At 72.1% G+C, this 20,867-nt stretch carries 11 protein-coding genes; 4 read left to right on the forward strand and 7 right to left on the reverse strand.

The window, feature by feature from the left end; translation table 11 throughout:
• Positions 1 to 51 precede the first annotated feature (51 nt).
• The 3 genes from ABZ836_RS12875 to ABZ836_RS12885 all read right to left on the reverse strand — a co-directional run bounded on the left by ABZ836_RS12875 (position 52) and on the right by ABZ836_RS12885 (position 3,005).
• Complete coding sequence (locus ABZ836_RS12875; RefSeq protein ID WP_361141730.1) at positions 52 to 1,476, reverse strand: SMI1/KNR4 family protein; 1,425 nt, start codon at positions 1,474 to 1,476, stop codon at positions 52 to 54.
• A gap of 111 nt (positions 1,477 to 1,587) precedes the next feature.
• The gene (locus ABZ836_RS12880) at positions 1,588 to 2,694 is read right to left on the reverse strand and encodes an aliphatic sulfonate ABC transporter substrate-binding protein (RefSeq protein WP_361141732.1); all 1,107 of its coding nucleotides are present in this window, start codon (positions 2,692 to 2,694) and stop codon (positions 1,588 to 1,590) included.
• A gap of 209 nt (positions 2,695 to 2,903) precedes the next feature.
• Positions 2,904 to 3,005 carry a putative leader peptide gene (locus ABZ836_RS12885; RefSeq protein ID WP_356129284.1) on the reverse strand — a complete coding sequence of 34 codons (102 nt, stop codon included), beginning with the start codon at positions 3,003 to 3,005 and terminating at the stop codon, positions 2,904 to 2,906.
• A 568-nt stretch (positions 3,006 to 3,573) separates the two neighbouring features.
• On the opposite strand from ABZ836_RS12885, the gene ABZ836_RS12890 reads away from it, so the two are divergent.
• Together ABZ836_RS12890 and ABZ836_RS12895 are read left to right on the forward strand one after the other, a co-directional pair.
• A complete protein-coding gene (locus ABZ836_RS12890) occupies positions 3,574 to 4,740 on the forward strand; it encodes a hypothetical protein (RefSeq protein ID WP_361141734.1) in 1,167 nt (388 codons plus the stop codon).
• The gene (locus ABZ836_RS12895) at positions 4,737 to 5,900 is read left to right on the forward strand and encodes an LLM class flavin-dependent oxidoreductase (protein ID WP_361141736.1); all 1,164 of its coding nucleotides are present in this window, start codon (positions 4,737 to 4,739) and stop codon (positions 5,898 to 5,900) included. Before ABZ836_RS12890 ends, ABZ836_RS12895 begins: the two co-directional genes overlap by 4 nt.
• Positions 5,901 to 5,941: 41 nt before the next feature.
• On the opposite strand, the gene ABZ836_RS12900 is transcribed toward ABZ836_RS12895, so the two are convergent.
• The 4 genes from ABZ836_RS12900 to ABZ836_RS12915 form a co-directional block, all read right to left on the reverse strand.
• Positions 5,942 to 6,778 (reverse strand): rhomboid family intramembrane serine protease, encoded by an 837-nt coding sequence (locus ABZ836_RS12900; protein WP_356129278.1) that lies wholly within the window; start codon positions 6,776 to 6,778, stop codon positions 5,942 to 5,944.
• Between the two features lie 89 nt (positions 6,779 to 6,867).
• On the reverse strand, positions 6,868 to 8,268 hold the full coding sequence (locus ABZ836_RS12905) for an FAD-dependent oxidoreductase (RefSeq protein WP_361141738.1): 1,401 nt from the start codon (positions 8,266 to 8,268) through the stop codon (positions 6,868 to 6,870).
• Positions 8,269 to 9,967: 1,699 nt separating this feature from the next.
• Positions 9,968 to 16,822, reverse strand: a complete 6,855-nt coding sequence (locus ABZ836_RS12910; RefSeq protein ID WP_361141740.1) for a polymorphic toxin-type HINT domain-containing protein — start codon at positions 16,820 to 16,822, stop codon at positions 9,968 to 9,970.
• Between the two features lie 603 nt (positions 16,823 to 17,425).
• Positions 17,426 to 18,415: a DUF4349 domain-containing protein gene (locus ABZ836_RS12915; RefSeq protein ID WP_361141742.1), complete on the reverse strand. Its 990-nt coding sequence runs from the start codon at positions 18,413 to 18,415 to the stop codon at positions 17,426 to 17,428.
• A 174-nt stretch (positions 18,416 to 18,589) separates the two neighbouring features.
• On the opposite strand from ABZ836_RS12915, the gene hemG reads away from it, so the two are divergent.
• Together hemG and hemQ are read left to right on the forward strand one after the other, a co-directional pair.
• On the forward strand, positions 18,590 to 20,023 hold the full coding sequence (gene hemG / locus ABZ836_RS12920) for a protoporphyrinogen oxidase (RefSeq protein ID WP_361141744.1): 1,434 nt from the start codon (positions 18,590 to 18,592) through the stop codon (positions 20,021 to 20,023).
• A 10-nt stretch (positions 20,024 to 20,033) separates the two neighbouring features.
• Positions 20,034 to 20,753: a hydrogen peroxide-dependent heme synthase gene (gene hemQ / locus ABZ836_RS12925; protein ID WP_361141746.1), complete on the forward strand. Its 720-nt coding sequence runs from the start codon at positions 20,034 to 20,036 to the stop codon at positions 20,751 to 20,753.
• The last annotated feature ends 114 nt before the right edge of the window (positions 20,754 to 20,867 follow it).

Genomic DNA, 20,867 nt, shown 5'->3' on the forward strand with positions numbered 1-20,867 from the left:
CGCCGGACGTCCTCGCGCCGGGTCGGGCGCGCCCGACCCGGCGTGCCCTGGCTACGCGTCGGGCCTGGTGACGTGGCGGCTCCCCGGCCGCGGCAGGGGGCCCAGGTCTCCGTCGACGACGGCGCGGACGAGCGGGGGGCGGCCCCACAGGGCCAGGATCTCGTTGGAGAGGCCGACCGGCGGCCCGGGGAGGTCGAGGCCCTGGGTGATGATCCTGGCGGCGGCGAGACCACGCGGGACGGCGCCGGCGTCCAGGAGCGTCCGCCACTCCGCCGGGCCGAGCTCCAGGTATTCCAGCCCGGTGAGCGCGCCGACCTGCCGGGGGTCCGCGAGGGTGCCGGGCAGGGCGCTGAGCGTCCGCAGGCGCGGCAGTCCGGCCAGCGGCGCCAGGTCGGCCGGCGGCCCGTCCGGAAGGCGCACGCACAGCACCTCCAGCTCGGGTCCCGCCACGTCCTCGACACCGCGCCGGTTCCAGGCGTCGAGGAGGGCCACCACCCGGTCCCGCTCCCGGTCCCCGGCGGCGGAGCCGCCGCGCGGTTCGGTGCCCCGTGGTTCGGTGCCCCGTGGTTCGGTGCCGCGCAGGAGGTCCAGCAGGGAGTCCGCGACCAGGTGTGCTCCGGAGGGCTCGTCGAGGGGCAGCGCCACGATCTGCCCGGCCCGGCCGCCGGGGCCCGGAGTCAGGTCCACGGCCAGGAGGTCGCCGCAGCCGTCCTCACCGAAGACGATCCAGCCGGGGGAACCGACGAGCCCCTGGACGGCGGCGCCGGGCGCCGTGACGACGGCCCGCAGGGCGGCGACGGGCCAGCACGCGGACCGGGACGAGGCGTCGGCGACGTGCACCTTCTCCAGGGGGAACAGTTCCCAGGGGACCGCCTCGTACATCGCCGTGTCCCAGTGCTCCTGCCGGGTGCCCACCACCCGGTACAGGGCCTCGAGTTCCGCGGGGAGCGGCCGGCCGAGGCGTGCCTCGGCGGCGGCGAACTCCTCGTCGCGGGCGTCGGCCGCCCCGGGCAGCCGCTCCAGCAGCCACCGTTCCACCGCGCCCGGGTCGCCGGCGGAGCGCCCCGCCTGCGGGTACACCTCGGGCAGCCGGCGCCACGGTTCGGGCACGGCGTCCTCGACCAGGACCAGCGCCCCGTGGTCCGACGTGCCCTCCAGGGAGACGCCGGGGCCGCGCAGGCGCAGCCGGGTCCGGCCCGAGGGGGAGATCCGGGCGGAGAAGGTGACGGACTCCGCCGCGGCGGCGGTGAGCGCCGCACGCACCCGCTCCACCGCCTCCAGCGAGGCGGCCGAGTCGCGTGCGTGCGGCGCGACCCCCCCGGACGCGCGCACCCGGTCACGGCCGACGGCTCCGGCCAGGTGCAGGACCTGGTCCGCCCCGGCCTCCCTCCCCTCCACCCAGGCGCGCAACAGGGGCGCCCAGGTGGAGAAGGAGGTCAGGGGCAGCGGCGAGGGGGCGGAGGTCGGCGCACTCATGGCGCCGACGATAGGGCGCGGCGCCGACACGTCCCGGGCCGGGGGCGTGTCGGCGCCGCATCGGGGCGGGGAGTCCCCGGCCCGGCGCACGCGTGGCGCGGACCGCTGCCCCTACCGGGCGCCCAGTCCGGCGTCCTCGACGCTCTCCTTGCCCTCGGCCTCGAGCACCTTGTTGAGCACGGTGAGGTCGTAGATGCCCTCCAGCGACGGCTGTTCGAGCAGCCCCGCCTTCACCGCGTGCTCCGCCTGGGCGTCGAGCGTGGCGGCCAGCGGGTCGTCGAGGAAGGCGATGGACTCCCAGGCGGGATCGAGGACCTCGGCCGGCAGGTCCTTGCCGGTCAGTTCCTTGAGCGCCGTGTTGGCCGAGGCCTTCGCCTCGTCGGGGTTGGCGTTGATCCACTCGTTCGTCCTGACCGAGCCGCGCAGGACGGCCTCGACCACGTCCGGGTGCTCCTTCAGGAACTTCTGCGACACGATGATGTTGGTGATGACGAACTTCTTGTCCGGCCACAGGTCGGCCTCGTCGAGCAGCACCTCGGCGCCCTCGGCGACCAGCTTGGAGGCGGTCGGCTCGGGCACCCAGGCGCCGTCGATGGAGCCGGACTTGTAGGCGTCCGGGGTGATCTTGTTGTCGGTGCGGAACACGGACACGTCGCCCTTGCCGCTCTCCGCGTCGACCTTCCAGCCCTGCTCCGCCACCCAGTTGAGGAAGGCGACGTCCTGGGTGTTGCCGAGCTGCGGTGTCGCGATCCGCTTGCCCTTGACGTCCTTCAGGCTCTTGATCCGGTCAGGGTTGACGACCAGCTTCACGCCGCCCGAGGCGGAACCGCTGATGATCCGCAGGCTCTTGCCCTGGGACTTGGTGTAGCCGTTGATCGAGGGGGACGGGCCGATCCAGCCGATGTCGATGGAGCCGGCGTTCAGCGCCTCGATCTCGGACGGGCCGGCGTTGAAGGTCGACGTCTTGATCTCGGTACCACCCAGCTCCTTCTGGAGCAGGCCCTCCTGGACGCCCACCAGGGCGGTGGCGTGCGTGAGGTTGGGGAAGTAGCCGATCCGCACCTCGTCGACGGAGAGCTTCTTCGCGTCCGAGGCGACCTGCTCCTTCTTGCCGTCGTCGGCGGAGTCGGAGCCGTACCCGCAGGCGGTGAGGAGGAGGGGGAGCGCGGTGATGACGGCGAGGGCGCGCAGGGCGCCGAGCGGTCTGAGGGCAGACACGGAGGTGTCCTCTCGGGAAGGAGTGGATCGACAAGACGTGGAACGCCGGGCGAGGGCCCGGGAGCGGGTTCGCCGACATCCCGCTCGGCCGGGGCCGACGACGGCGGACGAGGCCGTGGTGGCTCAGGGAGCGGGGAAACAGGGCACGGGTGGTGCGGACGCCCGGAACGGGGCGGTGGGGGCGTCGCGGAGGGAGTCCTCCGGACGGCTCAGACGGAGCGACAGATGGCGCTCGAGGTGCGGCCGAGATCGACGTGCCGGCGCGAGGTCAGCAGGGCGAACGACAGGGCCGAGCGGTCACAGGTGCGCATGGTCCCCCCTCGTTCGACGTCGGATGCCGCCTGACTGAGGGGATCGTGGCAGAAACCGGCCACCGCACCAAGAGGCGTGTCGCATGGTGGACACCGCTGTCTCGCGGAACGGGACGGAAGGGCGAGGTCCGCGGGGTCGCGAATGGTGGGCCTGACGCCTGGCGGAGACGCCAACAGGCGTGTTTTCCAGCCGAGTTGAGGCCGCGGCGGGGCGTGTCCGGCATCCGGTCCCCGGCTTGACGAACCGTTGCCGCTGCTGCTGAATGAACCGCATGAACGCCCAGCCGCGCCTGGTCACGCGTGACCACATCGACTTCGGTCGGGTGTGGTCCGCGGCGTGTTGCGCCTGACGCGGCAGCGGGCCGTCCGACCGGCCCCCACCCGTTCCCGGTGACCCGGTGACCCGGTGACCCGGTGACCCGGTGCCGGTGACCCCGCCACGGGCCGTTCCCCTCACCGCGCGGTCACCGCGTGCTCGCCGCGCGCTCACCGCGTACTCGCACCGCCGCCGCCGCAGCCCCGCCCCGTCCGACGCACCATGCCGTCACGCCTTCGAGGACCTGAGGCCATGCCCCGCGAACTCCACCTGTCCGTCGCACTCGACGGGACCGGCGGCCCCACCGCCGCCTCGCTCACCGCCGCCCACTGGACGGCCCTGGCCGCCCTCGCCGAGGAGGGGGCGCTCGACTTCGTCACCCTCGGGGACGCCTCGCCGCCACCACGGAAGTCCGACCCCGGCGGCCTCGACCCGGTGGCCGTCCTCGCGCGGGTCGCCCCTCTGACCCGCGGGCTGGGCCTGGTGCCCCTGGCCGCCACCGGGCCGTCCCGCGCCCTCGCCGCCCTGGCCGGACTCGACCTCGTCAGCGAGGGCCGGGCGGGCCGCCCGGTCGAGGCCCGCGCCGAGGGGGACGGGCCCCGCACACCGCGGGAGCCGTCCCCCGCCGTGGTGGCGCTCCGCCACGACGACCCCGCCGGGCGCTGGGAGCTGTCCGCGCGTCAGGCCGACGTCGTGCTGCTGGACGCCGACCGGCCCGCCACCGCCCGGTCGGCGCGGCGGCGCCTCGAGCACGGCGCGCGGGAAGCCGGCCGGGCCCCCGAGGAACTGCGCATCCTGCTCCGGGTGGCCGTGGCGCTCAACGGCGGCACCGGCACCCTGCCGCCCGCGGGCCACCGGCTCACCGGCGCCGCCACCGCCCTGGCCGCCCGGCTCGACGACCTGCGCGCCGAGAGCGAGGTGGACGGCTTCCACCTGGTCCCGGCCTCGCCCGCCACCGACCTGCCCGCCGTGGTGCACGGGCTGGTGCCGGCGTTGCGGGCCCGCGGGGTCTTCCGCGCGGGCTACACCGGCTACGCCGGGCGCACCCTCCGCGACCACCTCCGCCTGCCCCGCCCCGCCCCGGCCCCGGCCGCGGCCACCGCTCCGGCCCCTGCTCCGGCTCCCGCCGCGGCTCCGGCTCCGGCTCCCGCCGCGGCCTCCGCCCCGACTCCCGCCGCGGCCCTGGCCCCGGCCACCGCTGCTGCCGCGGCTCTCGCCCCGGCCACTGCCGCTGCCCCGGCTCCGGCTCCGGCCACCGCTCCGGCCCCTGCTACGGCCACCGCTCCGGCCCCTGCTCCGGCCCCTGCTCCGGCCACCGCTCCGGCCCTGGCCCCGGCCACCGCCGCGGCTCCGACTCCGGCCACCGCCGCGGCTCCGGCTCCCGCCCAGGTCCTTCGCCCGACGGGAGCTGTACGGTGACCGGCCCCGGTTCCGGTGTCGGCCCCGGCCCCGGCCCCGGTTCCGGTCCCAGCCCCGGTGTCGGCCGCGGTGTCGGCCGCGGTGCCGCCTCCGCGGGGGCCGCGCCACCCCGGCGCGTCCACCTGGCCGCGTACCTCCCCGGCACTCCCGACACCGGTGGCCCGAGCGGCTTCGCCTCCGTCCGGCACCTGGCGCGCACCGCGGAACGCGGCCGGTTCGACTTCCTCCTCCTGGACCAGGACCTGCGCCCACGGGCCGACGCCGAGGGCGGCTGCGCCTCGCTGACCGTGCTGAACGCCCTCGCCGCCGTCACCGGCCACCTGGGCCTGGCCGCCACCGTCGACGCGGCGGGCGGCGAGCCGTGCGAACTCGCCCGCTGCCTCGCCTCGCTGGATCACCTCTCCGGGGGACGCGCCGCCTGGCACGTGGGCCCGTTACCCCCGGACGAGGGCGGCCCCGCGCGCCGGGCCGCTCTCACGGAGGCACCGGGGCCCGACGACGGGCACCCGGACCGCGCCGACGAGTGCGTCGAGGTCACCCGCGCCCTCTGGCGCGCCTGGCCGCCCGGCTCCGCACCCCGCACCGTGCGGCACAGCGGGCCGTGGTTCGACCTCACGGCCCGGCCCGCGCTGCCGCCGTCGCCCCAGGGCCACCCGGTCGTCATCCGCGGCGCCGGGTCCGACGGCGCCCGCGAAGCCGCCGCCCGCACCGCCGACGTCGTCCTCACCGGACACACGGACGAGGAGGCGGGCCGCGCCCTCCGCGCGGACCTCGGTCGACGCCTCACCCGGTACGGCCGCCCGCCCGGCGCGCTGAAGGTCATGGCCGTGGCCGCGTTCGTCCTCGGGGAGACCGAGGACGAGGCCCGCGCGAAGCGCGCCGCGCACGGCCCGGGGACGGCACGGCGGCCCTGCCTGACCGGCACCCCCGCATCGCTCGCCGCCACCCTCGACGCGTACGTGCGGGCGGGGGCCGCCGACGGGTTCGTGCTGACGCCGCTCCTCGCGCCGGACGGGCTGGACGAGTTCGTCGACCTGGTGGTGCCGCTGCTCCAGCGGCGCGGCGTGTACCGCGCCGCGTACGAGGGCCCCACCCTGCGGGACCACCTCGGCCTGGAGCGCCCCGCGGCGGAGGCCGACCGGGTCGCGGCGGGGCGGTGACGACAGGTCAGGGGCAGTGGCAGGCCAGCGGCAGCGGCAGGTCAGGGTCGGGTCCACGGGCGACGGGCGTGCCGTGCCTGCCGGCCGTACAGCAGGCCCGGCGGCTCGGGCGGCGGGACGGTGCCCGCCTTGAGTGGCCAGGCCAGGAGCATGCCGAGGGCGAAGCCGATGACGTGCGCGACGTAGGCCACCGTGCCCGCCTGGGAGACGCCCTGACCGGCCGAGTACGCGGCCTGCAGCGCGAACCAGAGGCCCAGCACCAGCCAGGCCGGCAGACGCAGCGGCAGGAAGATCAGGAACGGGACGAGGGCCCAGACCCGGGCCCGGGGATACAGGACCAGGTAGGCGCCGAGGACCCCGGCGACCGCGCCGGAGGCGCCGATCAGCGGGCTCGCCGAGTCCGGGTCGGTGAGCGCGAAGCCGTAGGAGGCGGCGTAGCCGCAGACCAGGTAGAAGAGCGCGAACCGCCAGTGGCCCATCCGGTCCTCGACGTTGTCGCCGAAGATCCACAGGAAGAGCATGTTGCCCAGCAGGTGCAGCCAGCCGCCGTGCAGGAACATCGCCGACAGCACGCTCAGCTCGGGCGACTTGGCGTAGCCCGGCGGAGCCACCACGCAGCCCGCGCCCTCCGGCCCCACCCCGGTCTCGCCGGTCGGGACCAGGCGCGGCATCCGGTCGAGGATCAGCTCCCGGGGCACCACGGCGAACCGGTCGAGGAACGCCTCCAGCCGGCACAGCTCGCCCAGCGGGACGTTCCCGGTCAGCGACCCGGTGGTGCCGGGCGTGAGCAGGAAGACGACCACGTTGGCCGCGATCAGCGCGTACAGCACCCAGGGGACGCGCCGCGCCGGGTTGATGTCGTGTACCGGGATCACCACGTGATCAGGTGTGCCCGCCGCCCGGCGGTTCAGACACGGAAGGCGGCGGCGGGCGGGCGGCAGGGGCAGGGGCAGGGGCGGGGGCGGGGTCAGGCGTCGTGCGGGCGCACCGCCGCGGCCGCCTTGCGGGCCGCCACCAGCACCGGGTCCCACACGGGGGAGAACGGCGGCGCGTACCCCAGGTCCAGGGCGGTCATCCGCTCCACCGTCATCCCGGCGGTCAGCGCCACCGCGGCCACGTCCACCCGTTTGGCGGCGCCCTCCCGGCCCACGATCTGCACCCCCAGCAGCCTCCCGGTGCGCTCCTCGGCCATCATCTTCACCGTCATGGGGGAGGCGCCCGGGTAGTAGCCGGCCCGGCTGGTCGACTCGACGGTCACGGTGCGGAACCGCATGCCGACCCGGCGGGCGTCCTTCTCGCGCAGGCCGGTGCGGGCGATCTCCAGGTCGCAGACCTTGCTCACGGCGGTGCCGACCACACCGGGGAAGGTGGCGTAGCCGCCGCCCACGTTGGAGCCGATCACCTGCCCGTGCTTGTTGGCGTGGGTGCCGAGGGCGACGTGCTGCTGCTGGCCGGAGACCAGGTTGAGGACCTCCACGCAGTCTCCGCCGGCCCAGATGTCCTCGTGGCCGCGGACCCGCATGGCGAGGTCGGTGAGCAGGCCGCCGCTCGCGCCGAGCGGGAGACCGGCCGCGCGGGCCAGGGCGGTCTCCGGCCGGACCCCGATGCCGAGGATCACCACGTCCGCCGGGAACTCGCGGTCGCCGGCCACCACTCCGCGGGCCCGTCCGTCGGCGCCGACCAGGACGGCGGTGACGTCGGTGTCGTTCACCATGGTGATGCCGAGGCCCTCCATGGCGGTGTGCACCATCCGGCCCATGTCCGGGTCGAGGGTGGACATCGGCTCCTTGCCCCGGTTGACCACCGTGACCTCGAAGCCGCGGTTGATCATCGCCTCCGCCATCTCGACGCCGATGTAGCCGGCGCCGACCACCACCGCGCGACGGCCGGTGGTGCCCGCCAGCGTGTCGAGCAGGGCCTGACCGTCGTCCAGCGTCTGCACACCGTGCACGCCGGGCAGGTCGATGCCGGGGAGCGCCGGCCGGAGCGGAGTGGCGCCGGTGGCGATCACCAGCTTGTCGTACGACGTCCAGTACTCCTCGCCGCCGTCCAGCTCACGGGCGCGGACCCGGGAACCGTCGACGTCGATCTCGGTCACCTCGGTCCGCATCCGCAGGTCGATGTCGCGGGCGCGGTGCTCCTCCGGGGAGCGCGCGATCAGCGCCTCGCGGTCGGTGACCTCGCCGCCGACCCAGTACGGGATGCCGCACGCCGAGTAGGACGAGAAGTGGCCCCGCTCGAACGCGACGATCTCCAGCTCGCCGGGGTCCTTCATCCGGCGTGCCTGCGAGGCGGCGGACATACCCGCCGCGTCGCCGCCGATGACCACCAGTCGTTCCCGGTCCCGCCTCGCGGTGCTGCTGCTCATGGGGCAACGCTAACGCCGCGCCGCCCTTCGCCACCCCCGGGTACGCCCCAACCCCGGTCCGGCGACCCCGGTGCGGGGTTGTGGCGTACCCGGGCGGCGCAGGGCGTCGTCGGGCACCGCTGAACCTCGCGAAGAAGAAGTTCGCGGCATTGCAGCGGCTGGTGGAGCCGTGACGGCGCCGGGCTGAAAGCACCGCGACGGCCGGGTGTCCCCGGCCGGGTTCATCGGTACGCGTACCGGCCGGGGTGCGGCGACGGACCGGCTGGCGCTGCTGGTGCTAGGCGCGGGAGACCGGTCGGGTGCGGCAGTGCGGCGCGGGGGTGGTGGACGGTCAGGGTGAGAGCAGGCAGCAGCGGGGGAGGGCGCGCGCCGCTGCCGCCTCAGGAGCTGCGGGCCGTCCTGGCCCCGGTCGACCTGGTGTGGGCGCGGCTGGAGCACCCGGCCGCCCGCCGCCTGGTGGAAGCTGCCGTCCGCAGCGAACCCAAGCGGGTGGCGGGCTTCGCTGGCCCTGCGGACGCGCTGCAGGCCCCCGCCCGCCGGCTCGCCCTCTGTCTGAGCGAGCAGCTGCACACCGGCCGCCCGATCCAGGATCCGGTGGGCTGGCTGATCGCCCGGGGTCTCCCCCAGCGCCAGCAGTGCGGCGACGCCCGGTGCGACGAGGGCGTGCTCCTCGACTCCGGCCGGGACTGCCCGCGGTACGAGGACCGGCAGGTCGACCGCCGGGCCCAGCGCAGCGCGGTGGCGGCCGCCGTCGACGCGGCGATGCCGCACGCCATTGAGGCAGAGCGCCGCGCGGAAGTCGACCGGCAGCTGCACAGCAGGTCACCGTCCGCGCGTGGGCACGAGAGCTGGAGCCGGAGCGGGTCCGCGCACGGAAGGCCGCCGCGCAGGCCCGCGCCGAAGATTTGGCAGCCGCGCCCGACCACGGTAGTACGCCCGGACGGGGGCGCACCGATGGGCCTCGGAGCGGCGATCGGCGCGCTGGTCACCGAGCGGGCCCGGGAGCTCCCGCCGCCAACGCCACGCTGCGCGAGCGGTGGCGACCATCACCCCCGACCTCGCCGGACACCTCGCCGCCGTGTCGTACGACCACGACAAGGGACTGCTCACCGTGTGCCCGGAATCGCCGGCCTGGGCGACGAAAGATTCGACTGGAAAAGACCCGGATCATCACGCCCGCCAACACCGTCGTCGCCGGCTTCACCGTCGTCCGCGCCCACCGGACCGGTGGGCGCCGGGGCGACCGCTTACTTTGCCGGCATAAGAGGGTTATCAGCGTCGAAGTCCCAAGTCTCCAGAGCGGCGTCGAATGGAAACTCTGAATGATCTTGCCAAATGCGCGCGAGGGAGACGAGAAGATTCCATGAGGCATTTGCATGCTCAGACAGTGCAGCACTGCCGGAGGGGGAAGTCCGATAATAGCGAACAGCTGCAACCTGTTTGGTGAAAACCACACGTAGGGCGGTCACGATCCGACCCGTCTCTTCTTGTGTTGCGTCAGCTTCTAGGATTCTTGCATGCACAAAGGAGGTGAGTCGTGCAATTTGATCTTCGGAAATCCGTTCCATTTAAACCTCCAAAATAATGGATACATGGATGGCGTGACGCAGCGTGAGGTCGGCAGGTATGCTGCGGTCGACCTCACGCTAAACGCGACGATCAATACATTCGGGACCGCCGGGAGGAATCTCTCACGCGATCAGCATCCCTGCTCCAAAAGCCTGATGTTTCGATAGTTATGGTCATCCACCCAGCCGATGTCACCGTGCCTGTTAACGAGAATTCGATATCTATTCCCGCCGTCGCCCAAGTCGTAGATGAGCGCTGCATCGTCAGCGCCTGGAGACGAAGGGCCCCATTTGCGCGCGTGCTTGCCGGGCGTCGGGTTGTTACCGCCCGTCCTCACCTCAAACCTGTCAGGGCCCGTACGATCACCGTTCAGTCTTGGCTCCGCTTCTCCAGCCATAATTTCTGCAATGCGCTGCAGGACGGCGTTCGGCACTTCCGGCTTCTTGCCACCGGAATTATGCACCAGCACCGGTGTCTCGCCCGCCAGTACATAGTACGTGTGCAGGTCGGCCACTGTCAGGTTGTACGTGCGGGCTTGCTTCTTGAAGGGGCGATTGTCTGTGACTATGACCGTCTCGCCGGCATCCGTGAGGAGTGACATGCCTGGCTTGAGGTTGCGCGCTTCCACCCATTCCTTCTGTGACGGTGACCAGAAGGGGTGCTCATGCGTGGGTGATATTTTCTCGATGCCGTGCTCTGTGGCGATCGAGATTTCGTTGAAGTGCTTGTCGTCCTCGGTGATGATGAGGGCTGTCACTTCGCGAGGTCCGGTTCTCCCGGTCGTGGGGTCGGTTGCGAGGACCTTGTCTCCGACCCGTACGTCTTCAATGTCCTTGGTGGAGCCGTCGGACATCAAGACTTCGGTACCGGCGAGGAAGCATTTGGTGCAGCCGGACTTCTTCAACCAGTCCTGGACTGCCTTGAATCCCTTTTCCTTCACGGAGTCCGGGATCAGCTTCGCGCCTTTTAGCCACGGTAGATCAGTGGCCACGGATGCCCAGTCTTCGGCAGTGCCGTCGCCGGACATGATATTTGCCAGAGCGTTGAAGTCCGGCAGCACAATTGCCACGAACGGAAAGAACTGCGGTGGCGTTATGAGCCGGTTTTTGCTTCCCCAGGTGCCGTAATGCTTGCCGGTGTAGTAGAAGCCAGTGATGTCTCCGGCAGAGTTGTACGTCGTTGTCCGGGAGTTGTAGTTCCAGGTCCCGTCACCGTTGGGCGACATCCAGTCCTGGTAGAGATTGCTGCCGCTTCTGCATCCTTTCATGCAGTCTGTCACGGGGAACAGGCCGGACGGGTCGCTCTGGTTGACGGGGTCGTTGTTGCTGTACGTGTAGGCGGAGAGGTACTGCGGTTCGTACGGCGCGGTGAGGGGGTCGGGGCTGAGGAAGCGGCCGAGGGCGGGGTCGTAGGCGCGGGCGCCGAGGAGGGAGAGGCCGGTGGACGTGTCTTCGGTCTTGCCGAGGAATCCGCGGTCGGTGCCTGCGGGCAGGGAGCCGGAGCGTTCGTCGCCGAAGGGGGTGTAGCGGCGGCGGTCGGTCGTCCCGGTGTCGGCGTCGATGGAGAGTTGGGTGGACGCCTGGCTGTCGGCGGCCAGGTAGGTGACCTTGCCGGTGCCGGCGCCGGTGCCGGTGCCGGAGTTGGTGGTGCGCATGGCGACGGTGGCGGTGCCGCTGGAGTAGTAGCGGGTTGCGGTGACCGTCTTGCCGTCGGTGGTGGTCAGTTCCGTGCCGCCGAGGTAGGCGACGGTGGTCGCGGGGGTGGTGCGGACCAGGAGGTTGCCGTCGGCGTCGTAGGTGTAGCGGGTGAGCTGGCTGCCGGTGGACTTGGTGGTCGTGACGGTGGCGAGCCGGCCGAGGGGGGTCCAGGTGTAGTCGGTGGTCCTGGCGGTGGTGGTGCCGGTGCCGGGCTCGATGCGCTTGAGCATCGTGCCGTCGGGGTTGTAGGTCAGGGTGTCGCTGGAGGTGGTGGTGCCGCCGACGATGTGGTTGGTCTTGCGGATGCCGTGGGGCTGGTCGGCGTTGGCGGTGGTCCAGGTGCCGGCGTCGTCGTAGCCGGGGTAGAGATGGTCGCGCCTGGAGACCTGTCCGGCCGCGTCGGTGTCGGTGACGGACTGGAGGTTGCCGAGGCGGTCGTAGGTGTAGCCGGTCTGGTAGGGGGCGGCGCCCTTGAAGTCGGAGGTGCTGACGCCGGCGCAGGAAGCGGCTGTGGTCGTCAGCGCCCGCTCGAGACGTGCCTGGGCGTCGTAGGTGAAGCACTGCGACTGGGCTGTCTGGCCGGCCTGTTCGCGCAGTTCGGTGAGCCGGCCGTCGTTGTCGTAGCTGTAGGTGTCGAGCTGCTGCTCGGCGATGAGCGTGTCGACGGTGGTCCTGGTCGAGATCTTCTGCAGCCAGCGGGTGGCGTCGCTGTCGTGGTAGCCGTACTCGCGGACGGCGCTGACCCCCTTGGCCCCCGGAGCTCCGTAGGTGCGGGCCGTGACGCGGGCGTAGGCGTCGTAGGCGGTGTCGCTGACGTAGACCGCGCCGTTGCTGGAGGTGCTGCGGGTGGGCTGTCCGTAGGGGTTGTATTCGGTGGTGACGGTTTCGGCGGTCATGCCACCGGCGGCCGGGTAGCCGATCTTGGTGATGTGGTCGGCGGCGTCGTAGCCGACGGTGGTGGTGTAGCTGCCGGCCAGGCCCGTCACCTTGGACGGGAGCGTCACGGTGGTGGAGGTGGCGCGGCCGCGGGCGTCGAAGGCGTTGGCCTTCGTGGTGTAGGTGGTGCCGTCGGCGTCCCGGCTGGTGGCCTGGACGATCTGGTTCTTGCCGCCGGTGACGCTGGTGTTGTCTGCGGCCAGGTCCCACGTCCAGGTGGCGAGTTCGTTGCCGCCGGAGGTGATGCCGGTCTTGCGGTTGAGGTTGTCGTAGGCGTAGGAGACGGTCGTCCTGCCTGCGTTGCCGGTGGTCGACTGGATGTTGCCGTTGGCGTCGTAGACGGTCGTGGAGACGCCGGCGTCCGGGTCGTCGACCGTGGTGCGGCCTCCGGCCCAGTCGTAGCCGTAGGTGGTGATGTTGCCGCGGGTGTCGGTGATCTCGGCGAGTTCTCCCTTGCGGGTGTAGCCGTAGGTCGTGGTGTAGGCGGAGGTTTCCGAGTGCTCGACGACCTTCGACGTGTTGCCGTAGACGTCCGTGTAGCTGTCGGTGGCCGCGCCGACCGCGGGCTTCACGCTTGTCTTCTCGCCGTCGTACGTGGTGGTCACCTTGCCCTTGGCCTGGGCGACGCCGAGGGCGACGAGCTGGGAGAGGGTGGTGCGGCCGGCCCAGTCGGCGACCACGTCGGTGTAGGAGGGCAGGTCGGCGATCTGCGGGCTGGACGGGCCGCCCACGCCGGCCGTGCCCTGGTTGCGGAAGGTGGCCGAGGTGCCGGCGACGTTGCCCGCGGAGTCGTAGCGCGTGGCCGTCACCTGCCGGTACGCCTTCCCGTCCGCTGACGGCAGCGGCACCTGCGTCTCGCGGGCCCTGCCGAGAGCGTCGTTGTAGGAGTGCGAGGTGAGGTAGGTGCTGCCGGACTGCAGCACGCTGGTGGTGATGCGCGGGTAGCCGTCCACGGCGTCGGGGACGCCGGAGCCGTTGGTCGACGTGGGGATGGTGTAGGCGAACTTCATGGAGGGTGAGGCGCCTGTTTCGGTCGGCTTCCAGACCTCCGTGATCCTTCCGGCGGCGTCCAGGGTGACCTTCGTGATGTTCCCGTTCGCGTCCTGCGTCTGGTAGGGCAGCCCCCAGAAACGGGACGTCCAGACCTTCGTCGTCAGCGGGCCCCGAGGGGAGGCCGCTCCGTCCGGGTCGGGTGTGGTGGTCGTGACGCCGTCGGTCGGCCAGGTGTTGGTCGGGCTGTAGGTGGTGGTGGTGCGGTTGTGCTTGCCGTCCTCGGTCCACACCGTGCGGCCGGCCTTGTCGTAGCCGGCGTTCTTCGTCCGGTACTTGCCGGAGGCCGTGTAGGTGCGGATCTCGGTGGCGTTGCCGTCGGCCGGGTGGTTGTCGGCGACCGTCGGGGCGTTGTCGTAGAGGGTGGAGGTGTAGCCGTCGACGTAGGCGTCCGTGATGCTCGAGCAGCCCACCCGGTAGTGCTTGACCTGGTCCTCGAGGACGGTCCAGCGCTGGGCGCCGGTGGAGTCGTAGGCGTCGGTGTTGTAGGCGCGGCCGTAGGCGGTGCACTGGTTGTCGGAGACGTCGCTCCGGCCCCAGTCGTCGGTGCGCATGGGCAGACCGAACGTGGTCGACGCCGGCTCGGAGTCGTCGTACTCCTGCTCGACGACGTGCTCGCGCCAGGTGTTGTCGGACAGCAGGGTGCGGGTGACGGACTTGGACTGGCGGACGAAGCGGGCGTCGGGCAGGCCGTCGTACTGGGCGGTGTTGTGCGTCCAGTACGAGAAGACGGTGTTCTCGCGGCCGGTGCCCTTGTCGTCGCGGGTGGAGGTGGAGACGGTCCGGCCGGAGAGCCAGTCGGAGTCGGTGTAGGTGCCGCCGTAGCCGTCGTTGACGGTCACCGACTTCGTCGCTGACGCGTCGGTCTTGGAGGTGCGGTCGCCGTCGAGGCCGCGGTAGAGCCAGTGCTTCGTGGAGCGCTTGTTGACACCGGCGCCGGTGGTGACCTCGACCTCCTGGTAGCCGCGCCAGTCCGACCAGGACTCGTCCGCGTCCGGCGTCAGCGGGTCGTTGGTGAACCGCCACCCCGGACTGTCCTGGTAGTCGTAGGTGGTGGTCATCACCGGAGCGCCGTCCTGGTTGGTGGTGACCGTCGGGTCGACCTCCACCTTCTTGACCAGGTACTTGCGGAACCACCCCGTCCTGGCCTCGGTCTCGCCCTCCGGGGTCCACTTCTGCCAGTAGCAGTCGGTCGTGTTCGAGGCCTGCGAGGGAAGGCTGGACGCGTCGCAGGGCTTGGCGGAGCCGTAGGTGACCGTGGTGGTCGCGCCGGTGTCGCCGTGGATCTCACTGAGGCGGCGGAAGTTCAGCTCGGTGGAGCCGACCTTGTTGTCCAGGTCGACACCGTTGAAGTTGATCACCGGCAGGACCAGGTCCGTGCCGGCGCCGTACGTCTTGCGCTGCAGGTAGTCGAACCACAGCGTCTTGCCGATCGTGCCCTCGGGATTGGGCAGGCCGTGCTTGGTCTGGAACTGCTGCACCGTGTCCCAGCCGCTGCCGGTCTGGTCCAGGACGTAGGTGGTGATGTCCCAGAGCATGTCGGTGGAGAAGAACGTCGGGTAGTACGTCTTGCCCGCGCAGTTGTAGTCCGCGGACGTGCCGTCACACATCAGGTCGATCGGCACGTCCGGGTACGACGACGGCGACTCCTTGAACGTCGGGCACGTCGCCGCTGCCTTGCGCAGCGGATCGGCCTCGCTCATGCGCTCGACGCACCGGTTGACGTGGGTGAGCACGACCTTCGCCGGGACCTTGCTGTCGGCGATCTGGGAGGCCCAGCCGTACTGGATCTCCTTCAGGTACCCGGAGGAGACGTAGCTGCGGGCCTTGTCCGCGTTCGCGACGGACCGGTAGTGGTTGTACTCCTTGTCGTAGAAGTAGATCGACTCGACCTCGTTGGCGTCCACGACGCGGTCGAGGTTCCACCGGTACGCCTGCGTGCAGGGCTCGGGGAACTGGGCGTGGCACGGCTCGCCCGGGTCGTTGCCGACCACGGGCATGGTGAAGACCGAGCCGGTGGCGGTGGTGGTGCGCTCGGAGCGGCCCCAGCCGAAGTAGTAGCGGTGTCCGTCCTGGGAGGAGATCACCCAGTACTCGCCGTCGCGGCCGGCGCCGTGGCCGCCGAACAGCCGCTGCACGCGCCAGCCCGGGTCGTCCTTGACGTGGTAGGAGCCGGTGCCGGTGTTGTCCTGGATCAGTTCGGACGAGACGCCGTTGAGGTTGATGACGTAGACCGCGCCGGAGGGCTCCTTCGTGCTGTTGGGGGAGTCCCAGCACATGTCGCCGATGGTCGGCAGACCGTCGTCGGTGCAGTTGCGGTAGCGGCGCTCGATGTAGCCGACGTCCAGGTTCCAGCCCATCCCGACCCAGGAGGCCTGGTTGTTCGAGGCGGAGGTGCGGCCGTCGACCGACTGCGAGTTGTACGAGAACGCCAGCGGAGGCGCCTTGCCCATCGGCGGCTGAGGCAGCTGAACGGGCAGGCTGTAGTTGAAGGCGCCCGAACCGGTCGCCACACTCCAGGAGCCCGTCGGCGACAGCGTCGAAGCACGGTAGTCGCCCTTGTCCGACGAGGAGCCCGTGGCCAGCGTGTACACCGAGCCGCTGGTGCTCGAAACCGCCTGCGCGGTCAGGCCCGCCTCCGGCTCGGCCGTCACGGTCGCGGTCAGCGTCCCCGACGCGGTGTCGTTCTCGGCCGGCACCACCTCCCGCTCCGCGCAGCCCTCCTGCTCGGGCGTCGTCAGTGCGCACGCCGGCATCCTGACCAGCTGCAGCCGGTCGGCGAAGTCACCGCCGAAGGCGTACTTGAACCCGGAGTAGTCGATGTCCACCTGAACCGGGCCGGGCACGTCGGCGCCGTCGGTGCGCGTCACCTGCAGGCCGAGGCCGATACCGCCGGCGGGCTCCACGTCCTGGCGGTCCAGGACCCGCACATCCACCTGCTCCGGTGACACCGGCACCCCGGCGTCACCGGGCTCTTCGCCGGCCGTCTCTTCCGGGCCCGGGGAAGGAGCGCCGGTGGACGTGCTGTCCTCCGGGGCCGCCGACGGCTCGGTCGACCCCGACGGGCTCGGCTCCGGTGACGCGGAGCTCTCTCCCAGGCGCTGGACCGCACCGAACTGGGGAGTGACCGCACCGTCCGTGACCGGCGCGGGAGCGACCTCGACCACCTCGGCGATCTCCGTGGCCGTGTCACCGCTGGAGGAGGGCGAAGGAGACGGGGTGACCGTGCCGGCCTCTCCCACCGCGGCCTGTGACAGGTCGACGATCGCCTCACCCGCCGACGGCCACTCGGGCGCCGGCAACGGCTTGCCGACTTCCTCCACATCCTGAGCCGGTACCGAGCCCAGCGATTGCGACGGCACTACCGGCGTGCCGTCCTCCGCCGCCCCCGCCGACGGCGGAGAGATGAACGAGACCGTCGACAGCAAACCGGCAAGCAAGGCGCCTGCCAATCCCGTCGAGATCCACGGCGCCCTGAGCGCACGTCGAGCAGCCACCCAAACCCCCAGCACAGGCGGCCGCCCACTCCCCGGGCGGCCGCAGTCAAACGAAATGACTAATCAGGCCTCTGGGTGTCCCGCGAGGTTGCGTGCGACGTGTGGATACAGAGGCTGATCGGTGTGCGATGAACGTATTAGATGTGCAGCTCTCGCGAACAGATCTCGAGAGGAATAGTTCCCTCCGCTAAACGTGATGTACGACACGATTCCTTCTGTGTCGTCCGCAAGGGGAACTGAGCGCATCTTTGGCATCCGGTGAGTGCATCCGTCAGCGCCCCCCACGCGTCCGTGTCATGTCCGAAGTCGGCTTTCCGAGTTGCCATCTGCTGGTTTGTCCCACGCTCTGGCCATGGGTCGCATGGGCCCAGGGGACGTGAGGAGCAGCCGGGGCGGGGCGGGGCGCGGTCAGGGGCGGTCGGGCCGCTCGGTGGGGTCGTCGGCGGGGGAGGCGTCCGCGCGGGTGGCGGCGCCGGTCGTGTCCGTCGCGGCGGGCGTGGCGGCGGTCGGGGTCGTGCGGCGGCGGCGCAGGCGCAGCCAGAGCCAGAGGGCGGCGCCCAGCACCACGGCGAACGGCAGGGCGGCGCCGACGGCCATGACGATCCAGTGCAGGGTGGAGACGAAGGCCTTCCAGCCGGCCGCGAGGGCGTCCATGACCCCCGGGTCGGGCTCCTCCCGCCCCCCTTCCTCGAAGTAGTCGTCGTCGGTGAGGGTCATCGTGACGGTGGCCAGCGAGGTGCGGTCCCGCAGTGACTTCTGCCGTGCCAGCAGTGAGTCCAGCTCCGCCTCACGGGAGGAGAGTTCGCTCTCGAGGGCGACGACGTCGGTGAGGCTCTCCGCCTCGTCCATCAGCTCCCGCAGCCGCTGCACGCCGGCCCGCTGCGACTTCACCCGGCTGTCCACGTCGACGACCTCGTCGGTGACGTCCTCCGCCTCGGCGGACTGGTGGTAGACGTCGCCGGTGCCCTTGAGGTCCTCCATCGCCTCGTCGTACTTCTCCGACGGCACCCGCAGCACGAGTTCGGTCTCGTCCATGCCGTCGTGGTCGAAGGAGTGCGACTCCTCCTTGCCGACGTAGCCGCCGAGCGCCTCGGCGACCCCCCGTGCCTCGGCCACCGCGTCGCCGACGTCCTCCACCCGGACCGAGAGGCGCGCCGTGCGGATGATGTGGGTGCTCTCCAGTGCCGGGGCGTCGGCCCCCTTCCGCGCGCCGCCGTCCTGGCTCTTCGCCGCCTCGCCCCCCGCGCCGGGCGCGGCCGCTTCCTGCTGGGAGGCGGCGTCGGAACCGGCGGCCGACTTGAGGTCCCCGCCGTCCGCGCCGCAGCCGGCGAGGGCGAGCGAGGCGGCGACGAGGACCGCCGCCAGAGTGCTGCGGGCCGTGTGGGCCATGTGGGCCATGTGGGTTCCCCCCGAGGTGTGTGGGCGTGGTGTCCGTATCCGTCTGTGCCTCTTCGACGCGGGACCCCCCGGCCGCGTTCGGCGGCCCAGGTCGCGATGCGGTCACGCTCCGGTCACCGAACGGCAGGCGGGGGCGGACGGCGGGGGATACGGGCGGTTTGAGAGAGTGGGGGCATGCCAACCGGTACCCACCACGGCTCCGGCCGTCCCCCGCACGTCCTCGTGGTCGGAGCCGGTGTCGCCGGCCTGGCCGCCGCCCACCGGCTGCTGCGGCGCGGCGCCACCGTGACCGTGGCCGAGGCCTCCGGCCGCGTCGGCGGCAAGCTGCTGCCGGGCGAGATCGCCGGCGTGCGGGTCGACCTCGGCGCCGAGTCGCTGCTCGCCCGCCGCCCCGAGGCCGTGGAACTCGCCCGTGAGGCCGGCCTCGCCGACGACCTCCAGCCGCCCGCCACCGCCACCGCCGCGCTGTGGACCCGCGGCGCGCTCCGGCCGATGCCCAAGGGCCACGTGATGGGCGTGCCCGCCACGGCCGACGCGCTCGCGGGCGTCCTCTCCGACGAGGGCCTGCGCCGCGTCGCCCGGGACGCCGAGCTGCCCCGGACCGAGGTCGGCGAGGACGTCGCCGTCGGGGAGTACGTGGCCGAGCGGCTGGGCCGCGAGGTGGTGGACCGCCTGGTCGAGCCCCTGCTCGGCGGCGTCTACGCGGGCGATGCCTACCGGATCTCGATGCGCGCCGCCGTCCCCCAGCTGTTCGACGTGGCCCGCGCCTGCACCTCGCTCACCGAAGGTGTGCGCGCCCTCCAGGAGAGGACGGCGGCGAACCCGAACACCGGCCCCGTCTTCGCCGGCATCGCCGGCGGCGTCGGCCGGCTCCCGCTCGCGGTCGCCGACTCGGTCCGCTCGCGCGGCGGGGAGATCCTGCTGAACGCGCCCGTCACCGCGCTGCGCCGGGACGCCGACGGCTGGCACGCCCTCGTCGGGGACCGCCCGGTGCGGGCCGACGCCGTGGTGGTCGCCGCCCCCGCCGCGGCCGCCGCCGCGGTGCTGCGCGAGGCGGCGCCCGGCGCCGCCGCCGGGCTGGACGGCGTGGAGTACGCCTCGATGGCCCTGATCACCCTCGCCTTCCGGCGGGCGGAGGCGGACGCCCAGCTCCCCGAGGGCAGCGGCTTCCTGGTCCCGCCCGTCGACGGACGGACCATCAAGGCGTCCACCTTCGCCTCCCGCAAGTGGGGCTGGATCGCCGACGAGGACCCCGGCGTGCTGGTCGTGCGGACCTCGGTCGGCAGGTACCGGGACACCGCGATCCTGGGCCGTTCGGACCAAGAACTCGTCGAGGTCTCACGGCATGATCTGCGTGAGGCCACCGGGCTGACCGCCGAGCCGATCGCGACCACGGTCACCCGCTGGAACGACGGCCTGCCGCAGTACCCGGTGGGCCACCACACCCGGGTCGCCCGTATCCGGGAACACGTCGCCGCCGTCCCGGGCCTTGCCGTTTGCGGCGCCGCCTACGACGGTGTCGGAGTGCCCGCCACCATCGCCAGCGCCTACGCCGCCGTCGACGCCCTCGGCGCCGACCCGGTGCTCGGCCTCGGAACCGGAGAGTGAGAATAGGGTCATGAGTGACGAAGCTCCCGCCAAGATCCCCAACATCGGCAAGAAGGCGAAGGACCTCAACGAGGTCATCCGCTACACCCTGTGGTCCGTCTTCAAGCTGAAGGACGTGCTGCCCGAGGACCGGGCCGGCTACGCCGACGAGGTCCAGGAGCTGTTCGACCAGCTCGCCGCCAAGGACGTCACGATCCGCGGCACCTACGACCTGTCGGGTCTGCGCGCCGACGCCGACGTGATGATCTGGTGGCACGCCGAGACCGCCGACCAGCTGCAGGAGGCGTACAACCTCTTCCGCCGCACCAGGCTGGGCCGCGCGCTCGAGCCGGTCTGGTCGAACATGGCGCTGCACCGCCCCGCCGAGTTCAACCGCTCCCACATCCCCGCCTTCCTCGCCGACGAGGAGGCCCGCGACTACGTCTGCGTCTACCCGTTCGTCCGCTCCTACGAGTGGTACGTGCTGCCGGACGAGGAGCGCCGCGCGATGCTGGCCGAGCACGGGCAGATGGCCCGCGGCTTCGCGGACGTCCGCGCCAACACGGTCGCCTCCTTCGCGCTGGGCGACTACGAGTGGCTGCTCGCCTTCGAGGCGAACGACCTGCACCGCATCGTGGACCTGATGCGCCACCTGCGCGCCTCCAGGGCCCGCCTGCACGTCCGCGAGGAGATCCCCTTCTACACCGGCCGCCGCAAGAGCGTCGCGGAGCTGGTGCAGGGCCTCGCCTGACGACACCGTCCCGGAAGGCACGTCGGCGCCGGCGGTCCATCGACCGCCTCTCCGGTACGTCGCCCGGACACGCTCCGTCCCCTCGTTCTCGCCGATGAAGTTGACGTAGCCGCC

The organism is Streptomyces sp. NPDC047130 (assembly GCF_040643475.1).
GTDB lineage: Bacteria > Actinomycetota > Actinomycetes > Streptomycetales > Streptomycetaceae > Streptomyces.